The following is a 19,285-nucleotide window of genomic DNA, read 5'->3' on the forward strand; positions in this document are numbered from 1 at the left end:
TCTCAGATTCCGCAGGACAGATATGAAAGCCGTATTCCAGATCGAAGATTCCCAGCCGCGCCGGGTGGAAGTCGAGTTCAATTCCGTGATCGTGGCCGGCTGGGCCGGACGCGACATGGCCGCCATCGAGCACCACATCGAGGAACTGGCCGCCATCGGCGTGCCGCGTCCCAGCAGCGTGCCGCTGTACTACCGCATCGCCGCCAACCAGCTGACCCAGGACGAGACCGTGCAGGCGCTGGGCGAGGATTCCTCCGGCGAGGTCGAGACTTTCGTGTTCGCGATCGACGGCGAGATGTACGTCAGCATCGCGTCGGACCACACCGACCGCAAGCTCGAAACCTATAGCGTGGCCATGTCCAAGCAGGTCTGCGTCAAGCCCCTGGCCACGGGCGCATGGCGCCTGGCCGACGTGGCCGACTACTGGGACGAGCTGGTCATCCGCTCGTACATCGTGGAGAACGGCGCGGAAGTGCTGTACCAGGAAGGCCCGCTGGCCTCGCTGCGCACGCCGCAGGACCTGGTGGCCGGCTACACCGGCGGCAGCGCCGTGCTGCCCGCGGGCGCGGGCATGACCTGCGGCACGGTCGGCGCCATCGGCGGCATCCGCCCGTCGGTGGACTTCACCATGGAACTCTACGATCCGCGCCGCCAGCGCAGCCTGCGCCACCGCTATCATGTGGAGACGCTGCCCGTGGTGGCCTGAGGCCGCCGGCCGTCCCCGTGTGTACTTGAGCCGCCCAGCGGCACCAGGATGACTATGTTTCCGACCCTGAACGAACTGAACCAGGCCCTGAACGAGGGCCGCACGACGTCCGTGGCGCTCACCGAGGCCGCGCTGGCCCGCGCCCGCGACGAGGCGGGCGAGGGCGCCCGCGTCTACACCAAACTGTATGCCGAGGCGGCGCTGGCCCAGGCGCGCGCGTCGGACACGCTGCGCGCGGCGGGCATCGTGCGCTCGGCCGTCGAAGGCCTGCCCATCAGCATCAAGGACCTGTTCGACGTCGAGGGCGAGACCACGATGGCCGGCTCGGTGGCGCGCGCCGGAGAACCCGCCGCCGACGCCAACGCCGAAGTGGTGCAGCGCCTGATCGCCGCCGGCGCCGTCATCATCGGCCGCACCAACATGACCGAGTTCGCCTACTCGGGCCTGGGCATCAACCCTCACTACGGCACCCCCCTGAATCCCTACGACCGCGCCACCGGCCGCATCCCCGGCGGCTCGTCCTCGGGCGCGGCGGTGTCGGTCACCGACGGCATGGCCGTGGCCGCCATCGGCTCGGACACCGGCGGCTCGGTGCGCATTCCGTCTGCGCTTTGCGGCCTGACGGGCTTCAAGCCCAGCGCCTGGCGTGTGTCGATGGAAGGCGTGCTGCCGCTGTCGGCCAACCTGGACTCGATCGGCCCCATCGCCGCCAGCGTGCGCTGCTGCGCCGAGCTGGACGCGATCCTGTCGGGCGACGGCGGCCCGGCGCCGCAGGCGCTGCCGCTGCGCGGCCTGCGCCTGGCGGTGCCGACCACGCTGGCGCTGGACGGCATGGACAGCCACGTGGCCGCCAGCTTCGAGGCCGCGGTCGCGCGGCTGCGCGAGGCCGGCGCGCTGGTCGACGAGATCGCCGTGCCGGAATTCGCGCAGCTGGCCGCCATCAACGCCAAGGGCGGCTTCACCGCGGCCGAGGCCTGGGCCTGGCACCGCGACCTGATCGCGCGCGCCGGCCAGCGCTACGACCCGCGCGTGGTGTCGCGCATCATGCGCGGCAAGGACATGAGCGCGGCCGACTACCTGGACCTGCTGGACGCCCGCGAGGCCTGGGTGGCGGCGGTGGACCACCGCATCGCCGGCTACGACGCGCTGATCATGCCGACCACGCCCATCGTGGCGCCGGCGGTGGCCGACCTGGCCGCCGACGAAGCCTATTACGCGGCCAACGGCTTGATCCTGCGCAATCCCACGCTCATCAACTTCCTGGACGGCTGCGCGCTGTCGCTGCCTTGCCATGCGGCGGGCACGGCGCCCGTAGGTCTGATGATCGCGGCCAGCAACGGCGCCGACCGCCGCGTGCTGGCCATCGGCCTGGCCGTCGAGGAACTGCTGACGCAAGCGAGAGGCTAGCCATGATCGCCAATTCGATGCGAGCCGGCGCGCAGGCGGCGCGCCAGGTGCGCCTGGACGCCCGCAGCGGCCGGCTGACCGGCCCCACGGCCAACCTGGCGCCGGGCCACGTGCAGGCCAACCTGGCGATCCTGCCGCGCGCGCTGGCGGCGGATTTCCTGCATTTCTGCCAGCGCAATCCCAAGCCGTGCCCCTTGCTGGCCATGTCCGAGCCGGGCGATCCGGCGCTGCCCGAGCTGGGCGAGGACATCGATATCCGCACCGACATTCCGCGCTATCGCGTATGGAAGAACGGCGAGCTGGTGGCCGAGCCCACCGACGTGCGCGACATCTGGCGCGACGACCTGGTGTCGTTCCTGATCGGCTGTTCGTTCTCGTTCGAGGAAGCCATGCTGGACAACGGCCTGCCGGTGCGCCACATCGAGCAGGGCTGCAACGTGCCCATGTACCGCACCAGCATCCAGACGCACCCGGCCGGCGTGTTCGGCGGGCCGCTGGTGGTGTCGATGCGGCCGCTGAAGGCCGCCGACGCGATCCGCGCGATCCAGGTGACCTCGCGCTTTCCGTCGGTGCATGGCGCGCCCGTGCACCTCGGCGACCCGGCCCTGATCGGGATCGCCGACATCGATCGCCCGGACTACGGCGACGCGGTGGAAATACGGGAAGGGGAGATGCCGGTGTTCTGGGCCTGCGGCGTGACGCCGCAGTCGGTGGTGGCCTCGGTGCGGCCGGAATTCTGCATCACGCATGCGCCCGGGCACATGCTGGTCACCGATCTCATCAACAGCCGGATGGCGGTGTAGCGCAAGCCGGGCTCCGCGGAGCCCGGCGCGAGAGACATCAGAAGATGTGGCGGAAGCCCACGGCGGCGCCGACCTGGTTGCTCTTGCCGGCGATTTCGCCGCTGGCGGCGTCGCTGACCTTGTTCCAGTCCACGGTGCCGTACAGCTGCGAGCGCTTGGACAGCGAGTACTCGGCCACGGCGACCAGCGCGTAGCGCTTGCCCTTGTCGCCTTCTTCCTCGACGTTCTTGCTCTGGTCGAAGTAGGCCGCGCCGGTGATGGCCCAGCGCGGCGTGGCCTGCCACGTGACGCCGGCGAAGTAGCCGTTGTCCTTGCGGTCCAGGTTGGCGGTGGTGGTGCCGCCCATGACGCCGTTGACCCAGCCGGTTTCGTCGCGGCCGTTGTAGTAGCCGACGAACAGCTTGGCGCCGTCGAACTGGTACGAGGCGTTCAGGTTCCAGACGCGCTGGCGCAGATCGGAATCGGTGCCCGCGTAGGTCTGCTGGTAGGCCGCGCCCAGGCCCAGCTGGCCGATGGTGTAGCGCAGGCTGGCGCCGTACTGCTGGCCGGCCTTGTGGTCGTCCCAGTCTTCGCCGTTGGCCCACGACAGCACCATGGACAGGTCGCCGAAGGTATTGGCGTACTTGGTCATGTTGTTGGTGCGCACGCGCGACATGGCGGCCGGCAGCCAGGCGTTCTGGTCGTAGTTGCCCACGGTCAGCGGATCGAAGTAATCGGCCAGCAGGTCGAACATCGGCGTGTTCTGCAGGCCCAGGGTGAGCGTACCGATCTGGCCGCCGTCCAGGCCCACGTAGGCCAGGCGGCTGAAGGCCTTGCTGGTGTCCGAACCCCTGCCGTTCTGCAGGTTGATGCCGTTCTCCAGGCGGAAGAAGGCGCGGTTGCCGCCGCCCAGGTCTTCCGAGCCGCGCAGGCCCCAGCGGCTGTTGGAAATGGCGCCGTTCTCCATCGACACTCGGCTGCCGTCTTCGCCGACCGCGCCGGAGCTGGTGCTCAGGTAGCGGATGCTGACGTCGGCGATACCGTACAGGGTGACGCTGGTCTCGGCGGACGCCGTGCCGGCGGCCATGCCCAGGCCGGCAAGGGCGAGCGATAGGGTGATGCGTTTCATGCGGGTCTCCTCCTGATGTAGCTGTTCTTGGTTGCGCCGGGCTTGTGGCCCGGCCAGATGCGCGCGGCGGATCGCCGGGCGCCGGGCCGGCCGCTCCGACGCTTGGGGTAAGCGCGGGTCCGGGCGGCCGCCCAGGTGGCACAACTGAACCCATGCCGGCAAGCGGCATGGGCGCCTCGGGATTCTAGAAAAGTTGGCGCGCCAGCAGGGGACGGATTCGTTCGGCGTTTTCCCGGGTTTACAGAATCGCAAACCGCGAGAGCGCCGGAAAAATAAAAAACCCCGGTGCAAACCGGGGTTTTCGGGGCGAGGGGCCCGGCACTACAGCGTCATGTGCTGCGGCAGCCAGGTCGCTATGCCGGGCACCAGATAGAGCAGCAGCACGGCCAGGATCATCAGGAAGAACATCGGCATCGAGGCGCGCGCGATGTACGGCAATTCCCTGCCGCTCATGCCCGAAAGCACGAACAGGTTGAAGCCCACCGGCGGCGTGATCTGTGCCATTTCTACAACGAACACGATGAAAATGCCGAACCAGATCAGGTCCAGGCCGGCGGCCTGCACCGTCGGCAGCAGCACGCCCATGGTCAGCACCACGATGGAAATGCCGTCCAGGAAGCACCCCAGCACGATGAAGAACACCATCAGCGCCATGATCAGCCCGAACTGGGACAGGCCCAGGCCGCCGATCCACTCGGCCAGCGCGCGCGGCAGGCCGATGTAGCCCATCGCCAGCGTCAGGAACTGCGCGCCCGCCAGGATCAGCGCGATCATGCAGTACAGCCGGGTGGCGCCCAGCAGCGACTGCATGAAGCTGGAGCGGTTCAGCGAGCCCTGCAGCGCCGACAGGATCAGCGCGCCCACCACGCCCACCGCCGCGGCTTCGGTGGCGGTGGCGATGCCCGAATAGATCGAGCCCAGCACCGCCGCGATCAGCAGCAGCACCGGGATCAGGTGGCGCGAGCGCGACAGCTTCTGCATGAAGGTCAGGCCCGGGTCGGCCGCCGGCACCGCCTTGGGATTGCGGATCGCCCACCAGGCGATATAGCCCATGAAGAGCCCCGCCAGCAGCAGGCCGGGCACGATGCCGGCGATGAACAGCTTGGCGATGGACACGTCCGCCGCCACCCCGTACACGATCATGATGATCGAAGGCGGGATGAGCAGGCCCAGCGTGCCGGCGCCCGACAGCGTGCCGAGGATCTTGTCCTCGGGGTAGCCGCGGCGCGTCAGCTCGGGGATGGTCATCTTGCCGACGGTGGCGCAGGTGGCCGCCGACGAGCCCGAGACCGCGGCGAAGATGGCGCAGCCGATCACGTTGGTGTGCAGCAGGCGGCCCGGCAGCCGGTTGAGCCAGGGCGCGAGGCCCTTGAACAGGTCTTCCGACAGGCGCGTGCGGAACAGGATTTCACCCATCCACAGGAACAGCGGCAGCGCGGTCAGGGTCCAGCTGGAGGCCGCGCCCCAGATGGTGACGGCCATGGCGTCGCCGGCCGGACGGCTGGAGAGGATCTCCATGCCGATCCAGGCCGTTCCCGCCAGGGTCAGGCCGACCCAGACCCCGCAGCCCAGCAGCGCGAAGATCGAGACGACCAATAGGGTAATGACGAGAATTTCATTCATGGGTTTGCTGCGAAGTGGCGGCGGCCTGGCCGCGTAGGCGTCGGATCAGTTCGTCTATCAGGGCGACCAGGAACAGCACCGTGCCGATCGCCATGCTGATCTGCGGAATCCACAGCGGCGTGGCGTCGTTGGACGTGGAGATGTCGTTGAACTGCCATGAGTCGTACGTCAGCTTGATGCTGAAGAACGCGAAGGCGGCGGCCAGCACGCAGCCCACGGACAGCGCGAAGAGGTCCAGGCGGCGGCTGGCGGCCGGGTTGAGCGAATTGAGCAGCAGCGTCACACGGATGTGTTCGCCGTGCTTGAAGGTGCTGGACAGGGCGAGAAAGCCGGCGGCGGCCATGAAGTACCCGGCATAGGCGTCCGTGCCGGGGATGTTCATGTGGAGCTGGCGCGCGATGATCGCGGCCAGCACCGAAACCAGTACGCCGATCGTGCACAGGCCGGCCAGCAGGCCGGCCGCGCCGTAAAGACCATCTAGAAAGCGGCGCATGGAAATATCACTGCTTCTTGTAGGCGTCGATCATGGCCTGGCCGTCCGCGCCGGCCTTCTTGAGCCAGTCATCCAGCATGCGCTTGCCGATTTCCGACAGGCCCGACTTCAGTTCGGCGGTGGGCTGGATGGTCTCCATGCCGTTCTTGGCCAGTTCCTGCTGGTACCACTTGTTCTTTTCCTGCGACAGTTTCCAGCCGCGTTCCTCGGCCTGCGCGCCGGCCTTCTTCAGCGCGGCCTGGGTGGCCGGATCGAGCGCGTCGAACGCCTTCTTGTTGACGATGATGGCGTTCTTGGGCAGCCAGGCCTGGGTGTCGTAGAACTTCTTGATGTACTCGTAGGTCTTGGTGTCGTAGCCGGTGGAGGCCGAGGACATGTAGGAATCGATCACGCCGGTGGCCATGGCCTGCGCCAGTTCGGCCTGCTGCACCGTCACCGGCTGGGCGCCGACCAGTTCGGCGATCTTGGCCGTCACAGGGCTGTAGGCGCGCCACTTCAGGCCCTTCATGTCGGACACCTGCTTGATGTCGCGGTTGGCGAAAATGCCCTGGGGCGGCCAGGCCACGGCGTACAGCAGCGTCATGCCGTGCGCGTTCAGCTTCTTCTCCAGGAACGGCTTCTGCGCCTGGTACAGCTTGAACGAAGCGTCGTAGCCGGTGGCCAGGAAGGGCAGGCCGTCGAGTTCGTAGACCGGATCTTCGTTGGCGAAGTTGGTCAGCAGGATTTCGCCGATCTGGGCCTGGTTGCCCTGCACCGCGCGCTTGATCTCGGGCGCCTTGTACAGCGAGGCGTTGTTGTGCAGCGTGATCTTCAGCTTGCCTTGCGACAGCGTGTCGACGTCCTTGATGAAGGAGGTCAGGTTTTCGACGTGGAAGTTGCTGGCCGGGTAGGCGCTGGGCAGGTCCCATTTGGTCTGGGCCTGCGCGCCCGCGCTGAACGCCAGGACGATGCTGCCGGCCAACAGGGAAAGTTTCTTGTACATGGGTGGTTCTTCCTTGCGTATGGTAGAGCCGGGCGGTGCCCGACAGGCATTGCGAAAGCGAGCGCTGCGGCAATGACGCGCAGCTGAAAAGCCGTGCCATTCTAAGTTGCCGTGCGGCGGCGGGGCGCGTGAAATCGCGTCTTTACGGGTTATTCCTAGGGCGGCGCGCGGACCCGCGATGCTTGAGGGTTCAATCGTTGGACGCTGCGCGTTCGCGCCGCTTGCGGCCGCTGTTTTTCTTCTAAGATTGCGCTATTTACTGCATGGGCCGAGGCTGCGCGTGAATTTCGTTTTTCGTCGTGATGAATTGTTGGTCCAAGCCGATTCCGGCGTGCTGCCGGACATGGATCTGTGCGAACGCATCGGCGTGCGCGCCGAGGTGCTGCAGCCGATCTGGATGCTGCCCGACACGCCCCACCGCACCGTGCACGTGGAGCCCGGCGTCGACGCGCCCGAGGGCTATGCGTTCCGCAAGCTGCGTTCGCTGTTCGGCGTGCTCGACGACGAGCGCATGGCGCTGGCCGGGCGCGCCTACCAGATCGCCGAATGGGCCCGCACGCACCGCTACTGCGGCGCCTGCGGCGAGCGGGCGCAGCGTTCGCCCACGGAATTCTGTCTGCGCTGCCCGTCCTGCGGGTTCTCGGCCTATCCGCGGATTTCGCCGGCCATGATGGTGCTGATCCGCAAGGGCGACAGCATCCTGCTGGCGCGCCACACCGCCACGGCCACGGCGCGCTACACGGCGCTGGCGGGCTTCGTCGAGCCGGGCGAGAGCATCGAGCAGACCATCCACCGCGAGGTGCTCGAAGAGGTCGGCCTGAAGGTCGGCAACCTGCGGTACTTCGGCAGCCAGTCCTGGCCGTTCCCGCATTCGCTGATGGTGGCGTTCACGGCCGACTACGTCTCGGGCGAGATCCGCGTGCAGGAAGACGAGATCGCCGACGCGCGCTGGTTCGGCCCGGGCGATCCCATGCCCGAGATCGCGGCGCGTATTTCCATTGCCGGCTCGCTGATCCGGGCCAATCTGCCGATGGGCTGGTCGGCGCCCTGACGATTTTTTCCAAGGCCTAGGGGTATTCCCTGTAAAGCGGGGAAATCGGCCGTCTGGCGATGGCTTTTTATTGATGAAATGTCGATAAATTATTAGTATTTCGTCCAGACTAAACCGGCTCCTGCATTCCATGAAATCCGCCTTGATCGCTTCATCGGCCCATCTCGCCAGCGGCAGCGCGCCTGACCTGTCCGAGGTGGAATTCGGCCTGATGATCGCCGGCCACGCCTTCGACCGCTGGACCGTGCGCTGCATGGCCGCGGCCGGGCTGCCCGACCTGACCGCCACCGACGTGATGGTGTTCCACCACGTCTATCACCGGCAGCGCGCCAAGAAGCTGGCCGACATCTGCTTCACGCTCAACGTCGAGGACACCCACATCGTCAGCTATTCGCTCAAGAAGCTGGAGCGCATCGGCGTGGTGCGCGGCGAACGCAGCAGCAAGGAAGTGTTCTACAGCGTCACGGAAGAGGGCGCGGCGGTGCTCAAGCGCTACGCCGACATCCGCGAGCAGTGCCTGACCTCGGGCCTGAACGCGCCGGGCGCGGGCGGGCTGGAGTTCAGCCGCCAGCTCGCGCATACGCTGCGCGCGCTGTCCGGCCTGTACGACCAGGCGGCCCGGGCCGCGACGTCGCTCTGAGCTGCCCGCGCACCCATATCAATAAAGATCCGGGGCAAGTCCCCGCCATTGGCAACCGGCCGCGCCCAGCGCCGCGGCGGCTTTCTGTATTCAAGGACACCTATGAAGTGGCAATTCTGGATAGACCGTGGGGGCACCTTTACCGACATCGTGGCGCGCCGTCCCGACGGCACCACCACCACGGCCAAGATGCTGTCGGAGAACCCCGAGCAGTACCGCGACGCGGCGGTGGCCGGCATCCGCAAGCTGCTGGGCATCGCGCCCGGCCAGCCGGTGCCCGCCGAGCAGGTCGAATGCGTGAAGATGGGCACCACGGTGGCCACCAACGCGCTGCTCGAACGCAAGGGCGAGCGCACGCTGCTGGTGACCACGCGCGGCTTTCGCGACGGCTTGCGGATCGCCTACCAGAACCGGCCGCGACTGTTCGACCGCAACGTGGCGCTGCCCGAGATGCTGTACGAGTCGGTGTTCGAAGCCGACGAGCGCGTGGCGGCCGACGGCGCGGTGATCCGCGAGCTGGACGAAGCCAGCCTGCGCGCCGGCCTGCAGGCCGCCCATGACGCCGGCATCCGCGCCGTTGCAATCGTTTTTATGCACGCCTGGCACGCGCCGCAGCATGAAGCGCGCGCCGCCGCCATCGCCCGCGATATCGGTTTTCCGCAGGTCTCGGCCTCGCACGAGGTCAGCCCGCTGATCAAATTCGTGTCGCGCGGCGACACCACGGTGGTCGACGCCTACCTGTCGCCCATCCTCAAGCGCTACGTGGACCAGGTCGCCGGCGAGCTGCCCGGCATTCGCCTGATGTTCATGCAGTCCAGCGGCGGCCTGACCGACGCGCACCGCTTCCGCGGCAAGGACGCCATTCTGTCCGGCCCGGCAGGCGGTATCGTGGGCATGGTGCGCACCAGCGAGACGGCGGGCTTTCCCAAGGTGATCGGCTTCGACATGGGCGGCACCTCCACCGACGTGTCGCACTACGCCGGCGAGTTCGAGCGCGAGTTCGAAACCCTGGTGGCGGGCGTGCGCATGCGCGCGCCGATGATGAGCATCCACACCGTGGCCGCCGGCGGCGGCTCCATCCTGCATTTCGACGGCGCGCGCCTGCGCGTGGGCCCGGATTCGGCCGGCGCCAATCCCGGCCCGGCCTGCTACCGCCGCGGCGGCCCGCTGGCGGTGACCGACTGCAACGTGCTGCTGGGCAAGATCCAGCCGGATTTCTTCCCCAAGGTGTTCGGCCCCAACGCCGACGAGGCGCTGGACCGCGACGTGGTGGCGCAGCGCTTCCAGGCCATGGCCGATGAAGTGCGCGCCGCCACCGGCCGCGACATGACGCCGGAACAGCTGGCCGAGGGCTTCCTGGAAATCGCCGTGGGCAACATGGCCGAGGCCATCAAGCGCATTTCGGTGCAGCGCGGCCACGACGTGACCGAGTACGCGCTGACCGTGTTCGGCGGCGCGGGCGGGCAGCACGCCTGCCTGGTGGCCGACGCGCTGGGCATGACCACCGTGTTCGCGCATCCGCTGGGCGGCGTGCTGTCGGCCTACGGCATGGGCCTGGCCGACCAGACCGACATGCGCCAGAAGACGGTGGAGAAGGTGCTGGACGCCGGACTGATGGGCGAGCTGGCGGGCGAGCTGGACGAACTGGCGGGCCAGGCGGTGGGCGAACTGCGCCGCCAGCACGTGGCCGAGGGCGACATCGCGGTGCAGCGCCGCCTGCACCTGAAATACCGCGGCACCGACACCGCGCTGGAAGTCGCGTACGGCGGGCTGGAGCAGGTGCGCCGCGATTTCGAGGCCGCCTACCGCCAGCGCTATTCCTTCCTCATGCCCGACCGCGAACTGGTGGTGGAGACCATTTCGGTCGAGGCCACCGGCGGCGGCGAACGCGTCGCCGCGGCGCAGGCGGCCCGGGTGCGCGAAGGCGCGCTGGCCGCCCGCCGCAGCGTGCGCATGTACAGCGGCGGCGCCTGGCGCGACACGCCCCTGTACGTGCGCGAGGACATGGCGGGCGGCGACGTGGTGGCCGGTCCGGCCATCATCTCCGAGCCCAACCAGACCACCGTGGTCGAACCGGGCTGGCAGGCCGAGCTGACCGCGCAGGATCACTTCGTGATCCGCCGCGTCGAGGCCCGTCCGGAGCGTCGCGCCATCGGCACGCAGGCCGACCCCGTCATGCTGGAGGTGTTCAACAACCTCTTCATGTCCATCGCCGAGCAGATGGGCTACCGCCTGCAGAACACGGCTTATTCGGTCAACATCAAGGAGCGTCTGGACTTTTCCTGCGCGATCTTCGACGCGCAGGCCCGCCTGATCGCCAACGCGCCGCACATGCCGGTGCACCTGGGTTCCATGGGCGAGTCGGTGCGCACCGTCATGCAGGCCAACGCCGGCCGCATGGCGCCCGGCGACGCCTATGTGGTCAACGATCCCTACCACGGCGGCACCCACTTGCCGGACGTGACCGTCATCACCCCGGTGTTCGACCGCGAGGGACGCGAGATCCTGTTCTACGTGGGCTCGCGCGGCCACCATGCCGACATCGGCGGCACCACGCCCGGTTCCATGCCGCCCGATTCCAGGACCGTGGAAGACGAAGGCGTGCTCTTCACCAACTTCCAGCTGGTCAAGAACGGCGAGTTCCGCGAGGCGGCGGCGCGCGGCATCCTGGGCTCCGGCCGCTGGCCGGCGCGCAACCCGGACCAGAACATCGCCGACATGCACGCGCAGATCGCCGCCAACGAGAAAGGCGTGCAGGAACTGCTGCGCATGTGCGATCACTTCGGCCTGGACGTGGTGCGCGCCTACATGGGGCACGTGCAGGACAACGCCGAAGAGGCGGTGCGCCGCGTGATCTCGGTGCTCAAGGACGGCAGCTACGAGTACCCGCTGGACAATGGCGCGGTGATCCGCGTGGCCGTGCGGGTGGACACCGAGGCGCGCAGCGCGGTGGTGGACTTCACCGGCACCTCGCCGCAGCTGGACAACAACTTCAACGCGCCGGGCGCCATCGCGGTGGCGGCGGTGCTGTACGTGTTCCGCACCCTGGTCAACGACGACATCCCGCTGAACGACGGCTGCCTGGTGCCGCTGTCCATCATCTTGCCGGAAGGCTCGATGCTGCGCCCGAATCCGCCGGCCTCGGTGGTGGCGGGCAACGTCGAGACCTCGATGTGCATCGTCAACGCGCTGTACGGCGCGCTCGGCGTGCTGGCCGCCAGCCAGGGTACGATGAACAACTTCACCTTCGGCAACGCGCGCCATCAGTACTACGAGACCATCTCGGGGGGCACCGGCGCGGGGCCGGTGCGCATCGACGCCGCCGGCCCGCACGATCCGGGCTTCGCGGGCACGTCGGTGGTGCAGGCGCACATGACCAACTCGCGCCTGACCGATCCGGAAGTGCTGGAGTTCCGCTTTCCGGTGCGGCTGGAGTCCTACGAGATCCGCAAGGGCTCGGGCGGAGCGGGGCGCTATCCGGGCGGCGACGGCGGCATCCGCCGCGTCCGCTTCCTGGAGGAGATGACGGCGGCCATCCTGTCGAACAACCGCCGCTATGCCCCCTTCGGCCTGGCCGGTGGGCAGCCTGGCGCGATGGGCCGCAACGCCGTCGAGCGCGCCGACGGCAGCGTCGAGGAGCTGGGCCCGCAGGACAGCGCGCAGCTGCATCCGGGCGACGTGTTCGTGATCGAGACGCCGGGAGGCGGCGGCTACGGACAGGCCTGATGCCGCCGGGCGCCGCGCTGGCGGTGCCCGTGCGCTTCACTCCGGTTCCGACATGACGTCCAGCGCGATCTCCGCCTTGTTCCTGCGGTCGTAGACGCGCAGCGTCACGTCCGGGTCGCGGATCTCGAAGACCGCGGTGGCGAGGGTGTTCTCCTCGTCGGGATCGTCCGCCGCCATGCGCAGAATGGGCAGATCGCCCTCGGTGTCGTGCAGCGCGGCCAGCAGGTCGGCGCTGCCGGCGCCGGCCGACCAGCCGTCCACGATGCGCTCGATGCGGTGCTGGCGCGCCCGCGAAGAATCGGTGATGACCTGCGCCAGCCCGGCGGTCTGCGCGTGCACCATGTGGTTGGCATGGCCGTAGCGCGGGCCGGTATCGAGCACCGAGGTGGCGCCGGGCGCGACCTCCACGCTGAACATGCGCGGGTCGTCCGCGGCGCCCAGCAGATGGTGAAAGCCCCCCGAATGCGGCAGCGCGCGCAAGAGCGCCACGGCCTCGTCGAGCGTGGCGCAGTCGAGCACGGCGCGCGCCAGCAGCATGCGCGGCACGCCGGGATGGCGCTGGCGCGTGCGCAGGTTGTTGATGGTCTGGACCAGGCCGGCGCGGTTGGCCCCGAAAGTGTGGCCCGGCAGCGAGCCGGGATAGTAGAAGCTCAGATAGCCGGGCGCGTCGTCCAGCGCCACGTCCACCAGGTGGCAGCGCCCGCGCAGGTAAGGGTCGCCGTCTTCGTTGTGCGCGATCCAGCGCGCGCCGTCGGCGGTCCGCAGGGCCACCGACGTGCAGCCGTCGGCCGTGCTGTGCAGCAGGTCGCCGCGGCAATTCCACAGCAGCACGTCCTCCAGCGGCAGGCGCAGGCCCTCGGCCAGCCCCTCCAGCTCTTCCCAGACCGCCGGCAGCGCGGCGCGGGCCTGCTGCCCGAGTTCGTCCAGGAAGGCGTGGCCGCGCCACGGCCGCAAGGCTTCCCAGGTGCCGCTTTGCGCCAGATAGGCGGACATGATGGGGCGGGCCAGCTTGCCCAGCGCCACGCCGGCCTGGCGGCGGTTTCCACAGATGCGCACGTACTTGTAGGCCATGTGATTCTCCGGGTGTCCAGCCGATTGTATTTTTTCGGAAGCAGCCGGTGTAGGGGATGCGTTAAGATCCTCGGTAAGTTGCCCCGAGGACTCGGTGTAGCCCAGGAATCATGCCCTTACAACAACCGAGGGGGGCCGACGGTTCCCCAAGAGGAGAGTTTCATGATCAAACGCAAAGTCGCCGCCGCGCTGGCCGGCCTGTCCCTGGCCATGTTCGGCGCCGTCTCCGCCGCCCAGGCCCAAGGCAAGGAATTGGTGGTCGCCACCGATACCGCTTTCGTTCCGTTCGAGTTCAAGCAGGGCAACACCTACACGGGCTTCGACGTCGATCTCTGGGCGGCCATCGCCAAGGAACTCAACCTGAAATACAAGTTGCAGCCCATGGACTTCGCCGGCATCATCCCCGGCCTGCAGACCAAGAACATCGACGCCGCGCTGGCCGGCATCACCATCCGCGACGACCGCAAGAAGGTCGTCGACTTCTCCGATCCCTATTACGAAAGCGGCCTGTCCATCCTGGTCGGCGAAAAGAACACCGACATCAAGGACGCCAAGTCCCTGGCCGGCAAGAGCGTCGCGGTCAAGACCGGCACCGCCACCGTGGACTTCCTGAAGGCCCAGGTGCCGGACGCCAAGCTCAAGCTCTTCCCCAACATCGACAACGCTTACCTGGAACTGGCCACCGGCCGCGTGGACGCCGCCGTGCACGACACGCCCAATGTCCAGTACTACGCCAACACGGCGGGCAAGGGCCGCGTCAAGGTGGTCGGCTCGGTCAAGAGCGGCGACTTCTACGGCATCGCCTTCCCCAAGGGCAGCGACCTGGTGCCGCAGGTGAACAAGGCGCTGGCCACGCTCAAGTCCAACGGCGAATACGACAAGATCTACGAGAAGTGGTTCGGCAAGAAGCCCTGACGTCCCGGGCTTGAACCGCTACCTGGGCGCCCGCGCCTTGCGGGCGCCCCTTGCCGGATCATGGGGGGACTATCGTGGAGTTCGACTGGACTGTAATCAAAGACGCGTTACCCAACCTGCTGGAGGGTACGCTGATGACGATCAAGATCACCTTCTGGGGCTTGGTCGGCGGTTTCCTGCTGGGGGCGCTATCGGGCGTGACCCGCGCCTACGGGCATCCCATTCTTTCGGCCATCGCGCAGGTCTACGTCGCGGTCATCCGCGGCACGCCGATCGTCGTGCAGGTGATGTTCATCTACTTCGCGCTGCCGCTCCTGGCCGATATCCGGGTCGAGGCGGAGTGGGCCGCCATCGCCACGCTCATCATCAACTCGGGCGCCTACATCTCCGAGATCGTGCGCGGCTCGCTGCTGTCCGTGCACAAGGGCCTGAAAGAGGCCGGGCAGGCCATGGGGCTGCCGTTTCACAAGATCCTGTTCTACATCATCGGGCCGGTGGCGTTTCGCCGCATGATCCCGCCGCTGGGCAACCAGTGCATCATCAGCCTGAAGGACTCGTCGCTGTTCATCGTGATCGGCGTGGCCGAACTGACCCGCCAGGGCCAGGAAATCATGGCGAGCAACTTCAGCGCGGTCGAGATCTGGTCGGCGGTGGCCATCATCTACCTGATCCTGACCGGCCTGCTGGCGCTGACGCTGCATCTGGTCGAAAAAAGGATGCGCATACTATGAGCATGGTCGAATTTCACGAAGTCACCAAACGATTCGGCGAGTCGACGGTGCTCGACGAGATTTCGCTGAGCATCGACGCGGGCGAAGTGGTGGTGGTGGTCGGCCCGTCGGGTTCGGGCAAGTCCACCTTCCTGCGCTGTATCAACGTGCTTGAAACCATCAACGGCGGCGACCTGCTGGTCGACGGCCTGAGCGTCCTGGGCGGGGCGGCGCAGGTGCGCGAAATCCGCCGCGAAGCCGGCATGGTGTTCCAGCAGTTCAATCTGTTTCCGCAGATGACGGCGCTGGAGAACGTCATGTTCGGGCCGGTGCACACGCGCGGCCAGAGCCGCGACGAGGCGCGCGAACTGGCCGAGGGCCTGCTGGCCAAGGTCGGCCTGGCCGAGCGCATGAACCACTATCCTTCGGAGCTGTCAGGCGGCCAGCAGCAGCGCGTGGCGATCGCGCGCGCCCTGGCGATCAAGCCCAAGCTGATGCTGTTCGACGAGCCCACCTCGGCGCTGGACCCGGAGCTGCGCCACGAGGTGCTGAAGGTCATGCGCGACCTGGCCGAAGAGGGCATGACCATGGTGGTCGTCACGCATGAAATGGAATTCGCCCGCAAGGTCGGCAGCCGCCTGATCTTCATCGACGCCGGCAAGATCGCCCACGACGGCCCGCCGGCCGAACTGCTGGGCAACCCGCCCAGCCAGCGGTTGAAGGATTTCCTGCAGCACGTGGCCTGACGCGGCCGGCGCCTACCCCTTCACCCGCACGATCTTCTGCACCTGCGGCACGTGGCGGATGGCGCGGATGACCTGCGCCAGGTGCTTGCGGCTGTCGACCTGGATGGTCAGGTGCAGCGATACCGTCGAGACCGCGTCGTCGTGCATGGTGACGTGCATGATGTTGGCGTCGGCCGCGGTGACTTCGGCGGCCAGCCTTCCCAGCACGCCGCGCTCGTTGCGGGTGACGATGTCCAGGCGCGTGGACAGGTGCTTGGCGGTGTGGGCGTCCCAGCCCACGTTGATCCAGCGTTCGGGTTCGCGCAGTCGCTGGCGCAGCGCCACGGGGCAGTCCGCGGTGTGCACCACCAGCCCGTGCCCCATGCGCATGCCGGCGACGATGGGATCGCCCGGCAGCGGGCCGCAGCAGGGCGCCAGTTGCACGGCCTGGCCTTCGTTGCCCTGGATCAGGATGGGCGCGCTGCGCGCCGAGGTCAGTTCGTCCACGGCCGCGGCGGTGGTGGCGACCAGCTGGTGTTCGGGCGCGAAGCGGCGCGCCACGACGGCCGCCAGGCGCTTGCCCAGGCCGATGTCGGCCAGGATTTCCTCGCGCGAGCTGGCGCCGGTGCTGCGCGCCAGTTTCTGCCAGGCCGGGTCGTCGGTGGCCGGCAGCGGCATGCGCAGTTCCTGCATGGCCTGGCCGAGCAGGCGCTCGCCGAAGGCCACCGATTCCTCGTACTTGACGGTGCGCAGGTAGTGGCGGATCTCGGAGCGCGCGCGGCCGGTGCGCACGTAGTTGAGCCACTGCGCATTGGGCCGCGAAGCGGGGGAGGTGACGATCTCCACCGTGTCGCCGCTGTTGAGTTCGGTGCGCAGCGGCACGAACTCGCCGTTGACCTTGGCCGCCACCGCCTGGTTGCCGATGTCGGTGTGGATCGCGTAGGCGAAGTCCACCGGCGTGGCGCCGCGGGGCAGCGAGATGATCTTGCCGCGCGGCGTGAACACATAGACCGCGTCGGGAAACAGGTCGACCTTGACGTGCTCCAGGAATTCGCCGGAGTCGCCGGTCTGGCTCTGGATGTCCAGCAGCGATTGCAGCCACTGGTGGGTGCGCTTCTGCAGGTCGTTGAGCGTCAGGTCGGCGCCTTTGTAGAGCCAGTGCGAGGCCACGCCTTCCTCGGCCACGTGATGCATGTCGCGCGTGCGGAACTGGAATTCCACCGGCGTGCCGTAGGGGCCGACCAGCGTGGTGTGTAGGGACTGGTAGCCGTTGACCTTGGGAATGGCGATGTAGTCCTTGAACTTGCCCGGCACCGGGCGGTAGAGCTGATGCAGCGTGCCCAGCGCCAGATAGCATTCCGGCAGCGTGTGCACGATGACGCGAAAGCCGTAGATGTCGAGCACGTCGGAGAACGACTTCTTCTGGTCGACCATCTTGCGGTAGATGCCGAACAGGGTTTTCTCGCGGCCCGTGACTTCGGCCTCGATGCCGGCGGCGGGCAGGGCGGCGCGCACCGAATCGGCGATCTTGGTGATGACCTCGCGGCGGTTGCCGCGCGCGGCCAGCACCGCCTTGTACAGCACCTGATAGCGGTTCGGGTACATGGCCGCGAAGCACAGGTCCTGCAGTTCGCGAAACAGCAGGTTCAGGCCCAGCCGGTGCGCGATGGGCGCGTAGATGTCCAGGGTTTCGCGGGCGATGCGGCGGCGCTTTTCGGGATTGACCGCGTCCAGCGTGCGCATGTTGTGCAGGCGGTCGGCCAGCTTGATGAGGATGACGCGCACGTCGCGCGCCATCGCCAGCAGCATCTTGCGAAAGCTCTCGGCCTGCTGCTCGGCCTTGGTGGCGAAGTCCAGGCGGTCCAGCTTGGACAGGCCGTCGACCAGTTCCGCGACCTCGGGGCCGAATTTCTCGGCCAGTTCGTGCTTGGCGATGCCCTGGTCTTCCATGACATCGTGCAAGAGCGCCGCGGACAGGGCGTTGGCGTCGAGCTTCCAGCCGGCGCAGATTTCAGTGACCGCGATGGGATGCGAGATGTAGGGCGAGCCGCTGGCGCGGAACTGGCCCAGGTGCGCCTGGTCGGCGAAGCGATAGGCTTCGCGCACGCGCTCCACGTCTTTCTTGTCGAGATAGCTGCCGATGATTTCGGTCAGCGGCGCCAGCGAGGCGACCGGCGAGGCGGTCGCGTCCGCCGCTTCCTGGGCGGCGACGGACGGCGGCGCGGGGAGGTTCTTGGCTTTCTTGCCCGTGCGGCGCCCGAGACGGGAGCCGGCGCGCAGTGCGGCAAGCAGACCAGATGAGGCGTACTTCAGCCCGGGAAAAGCCATGCTTGCCGCCCCCCGAATCGGATCAGGTCGGAACCTTGCGCAGCATTTCCACGCCGGTGAGGCCGCCGGCGATTTCGCGCAGGGCGGTGACCGTGGGCTTGTCTTTGCTGTCCAGGCGCGGGGCATGGCCTTGCGCCAGCTCGCGGGCGCGATAGGTCGCGGCCAGCGTGAGCTTGAAACGATTGGGGATTTGAGTCAGACAGTCTTCGACAGTAATGCGAGCCATTAGGACACCTGGTGCTGATGGAGGATAGGGAGAATGCTTGCGCTTCAGTGTTCGGCCGGGATGCCGAGTTGCGAGAACAACTGGCTGTGCCGGGCGGCCTGAGACGAAAAACGTAGCCGGGCGGCGCTGACTATTTGAGTCAATTCCGACAAGGCTACGCTAAATTCTTGATTAATAATAACATATTCGCATTCAGGCGCGTGCGCGATTTCGCCGCCGGCGGCCATCAGCCGGCGCGCGATCACTTGCGGTTCGTCCTGGCCGCGCGCCTTCAGCCGGCTTTCGAGTTCGTCGATGGACGGCGGCAGCACGAACACGCCGATCGCGCCCGGAAAGCGCTGGCGGACCTGGCGTGCGCCCTGCCAGTCGATCTCCAGCAGCACGTCGCGTCCGGCGCGGGTGGCTTCGTCGATGCGGTCGCGCGGCGTGCCATAGAAATTGCCATGCACTTCCGCCCATTCCAGCAGGTTGTTGGCTTCGCGCAGGCGCTGGAATTCGGCCGTGGACACGAAGCGGTATTCGCGGCCGTCTTCTTCGCCGGGGCGCGGGGCGCGGGTGGTGCAGGAAATGGAGAGCAGGATGGAAGGGTCTTGCTGCAGCAAGGCCTTGACCAGGCTGGACTTGCCGGCGCCGCTGGGCGCGACGACCATGAAGACGTTTCCGGGGTTGGCGTGCATGAATGTGATCGGGGCGTAATGCTAAGACTGAGAGGATAGCAAATCGCGCGGCGCGGCAGGGCGAAAACCCTGGCCGCGCCGCATATTCCGCGAT

Annotated in this window: 17 protein-coding genes; 9 read left to right on the plus strand and 8 right to left on the minus strand. The window is 67.6% G+C overall.

Annotated features, from left to right (window positions below; genetic code table 11):
• The first annotated feature begins 22 nt into the window (after nt 1-22).
• Genes AC1M14_RS12600 through AC1M14_RS12610 form a run of 3 tightly spaced genes read left to right on the plus strand, consistent with a single transcriptional unit; the run spans nt 23 to nt 2,916 of the window.
• Nucleotides 23-706 (plus strand): DUF2848 domain-containing protein, encoded by a 684-nt coding sequence (locus tag AC1M14_RS12600; RefSeq protein WP_209165458.1) that lies wholly within the window; start codon nt 23-25, stop codon nt 704-706.
• A gap of 54 nt (nt 707-760) precedes the next feature.
• On the plus strand, nt 761-2,113 hold the full coding sequence (locus AC1M14_RS12605; protein ID WP_479731706.1) for an amidase: 1,353 nt from the start codon (nt 761-763) through the stop codon (nt 2,111-2,113).
• Nucleotides 2,114-2,115: 2 nt separating this feature from the next.
• Nucleotides 2,116-2,916, plus strand: a complete 801-nt coding sequence (locus AC1M14_RS12610) for a putative hydro-lyase (RefSeq protein WP_440130615.1) — start codon at nt 2,116-2,118, stop codon at nt 2,914-2,916.
• A 37-nt stretch (nt 2,917-2,953) separates the two neighbouring features.
• On the opposite strand, the gene AC1M14_RS12615 is transcribed toward AC1M14_RS12610, so the two are convergent.
• From AC1M14_RS12615 to AC1M14_RS12630, 4 genes are all read right to left on the minus strand, one after another.
• Nucleotides 2,954-4,024, minus strand: coding sequence for a porin (locus tag AC1M14_RS12615; RefSeq protein WP_111825034.1), 1,071 nt, complete (start codon nt 4,022-4,024; stop codon nt 2,954-2,956).
• A gap of 321 nt (nt 4,025-4,345) precedes the next feature.
• A complete protein-coding gene (locus AC1M14_RS12620) occupies nt 4,346-5,647 on the minus strand; it encodes a TRAP transporter large permease (RefSeq protein WP_102771343.1) in 1,302 nt (433 codons plus the stop codon).
• On the minus strand, nt 5,640-6,140 hold the full coding sequence (locus AC1M14_RS12625; RefSeq protein WP_111825035.1) for a TRAP transporter small permease: 501 nt from the start codon (nt 6,138-6,140) through the stop codon (nt 5,640-5,642). The genes AC1M14_RS12620 and AC1M14_RS12625 overlap by 8 nt, the downstream gene beginning before the upstream one ends.
• A 7-nt stretch (nt 6,141-6,147) precedes the next feature.
• On the minus strand, nt 6,148-7,122 hold the full coding sequence (locus tag AC1M14_RS12630) for a TRAP transporter substrate-binding protein (protein WP_111825036.1): 975 nt from the start codon (nt 7,120-7,122) through the stop codon (nt 6,148-6,150).
• A gap of 280 nt (nt 7,123-7,402) precedes the next feature.
• Between AC1M14_RS12630 and nudC the strand changes: the two genes are divergently transcribed.
• From nudC to AC1M14_RS12645, 3 genes are all read left to right on the plus strand, one after another.
• A complete protein-coding gene (nudC, locus tag AC1M14_RS12635) occupies nt 7,403-8,173 on the plus strand; it encodes an NAD(+) diphosphatase (protein ID WP_102771843.1) in 771 nt (256 codons plus the stop codon).
• Nucleotides 8,174-8,303: 130 nt separating this feature from the next.
• Nucleotides 8,304-8,813 (plus strand): winged helix DNA-binding protein, encoded by a 510-nt coding sequence (locus tag AC1M14_RS12640; protein WP_102771340.1) that lies wholly within the window; start codon nt 8,304-8,306, stop codon nt 8,811-8,813.
• Between the two features lie 102 nt (nt 8,814-8,915).
• Nucleotides 8,916-12,539, plus strand: coding sequence for a hydantoinase B/oxoprolinase family protein (locus AC1M14_RS12645; protein WP_479731707.1), 3,624 nt, complete (start codon nt 8,916-8,918; stop codon nt 12,537-12,539).
• Nucleotides 12,540-12,575: 36 nt separating this feature from the next.
• Here AC1M14_RS12645 and AC1M14_RS12650 read toward each other — a convergent pair whose 3' ends face one another.
• The gene (locus AC1M14_RS12650) at nt 12,576-13,610 is read right to left on the minus strand and encodes a C45 family autoproteolytic acyltransferase/hydolase (protein ID WP_479731708.1); all 1,035 of its coding nucleotides are present in this window, start codon (nt 13,608-13,610) and stop codon (nt 12,576-12,578) included.
• Nucleotides 13,611-13,772: 162 nt separating this feature from the next.
• Between AC1M14_RS12650 and glnH the strand changes: the two genes are divergently transcribed.
• The 3 genes from glnH to glnQ all read left to right on the plus strand — a co-directional run bounded on the left by glnH (nt 13,773) and on the right by glnQ (nt 15,981).
• Nucleotides 13,773-14,525, plus strand: coding sequence for a glutamine ABC transporter substrate-binding protein GlnH (gene glnH, locus AC1M14_RS12655; RefSeq protein WP_102771337.1), 753 nt, complete (start codon nt 13,773-13,775; stop codon nt 14,523-14,525).
• Nucleotides 14,526-14,599: 74 nt separating this feature from the next.
• Nucleotides 14,600-15,256 carry a glutamine ABC transporter permease GlnP gene (gene glnP / locus AC1M14_RS12660; RefSeq protein ID WP_102771336.1) on the plus strand — a complete coding sequence of 219 codons (657 nt, stop codon included), beginning with the start codon at nt 14,600-14,602 and terminating at the stop codon, nt 15,254-15,256.
• A complete protein-coding gene (gene glnQ / locus AC1M14_RS12665) occupies nt 15,253-15,981 on the plus strand; it encodes a glutamine ABC transporter ATP-binding protein GlnQ (protein WP_102771335.1) in 729 nt (242 codons plus the stop codon). Before glnP ends, glnQ begins: the two co-directional genes overlap by 4 nt.
• Nucleotides 15,982-15,993: 12 nt before the next feature.
• Here the strand turns inward: glnQ and AC1M14_RS12670 are convergent, their stop codons facing one another.
• Genes AC1M14_RS12670 through gmk form a run of 3 tightly spaced genes read right to left on the minus strand, consistent with a single transcriptional unit; the run spans nt 15,994 to nt 19,191 of the window.
• On the minus strand, nt 15,994-18,288 hold the full coding sequence (locus AC1M14_RS12670; protein ID WP_111825041.1) for a RelA/SpoT family protein: 2,295 nt from the start codon (nt 18,286-18,288) through the stop codon (nt 15,994-15,996).
• Between the two features lie 22 nt (nt 18,289-18,310).
• A complete protein-coding gene (gene rpoZ / locus AC1M14_RS12675) occupies nt 18,311-18,514 on the minus strand; it encodes a DNA-directed RNA polymerase subunit omega (protein ID WP_102771334.1) in 204 nt (67 codons plus the stop codon).
• A 44-nt stretch (nt 18,515-18,558) separates the two neighbouring features.
• Entirely contained in the window at nt 18,559-19,191 is a 633-nt protein-coding gene (gene gmk, locus AC1M14_RS12680; protein WP_168202110.1) for a guanylate kinase, read from the minus strand.
• Between the last annotated feature and the right edge of the window lie 94 nt (nt 19,192-19,285).

The sequence above is a fragment of the Achromobacter sp. SX5 genome (assembly GCF_056711425.1).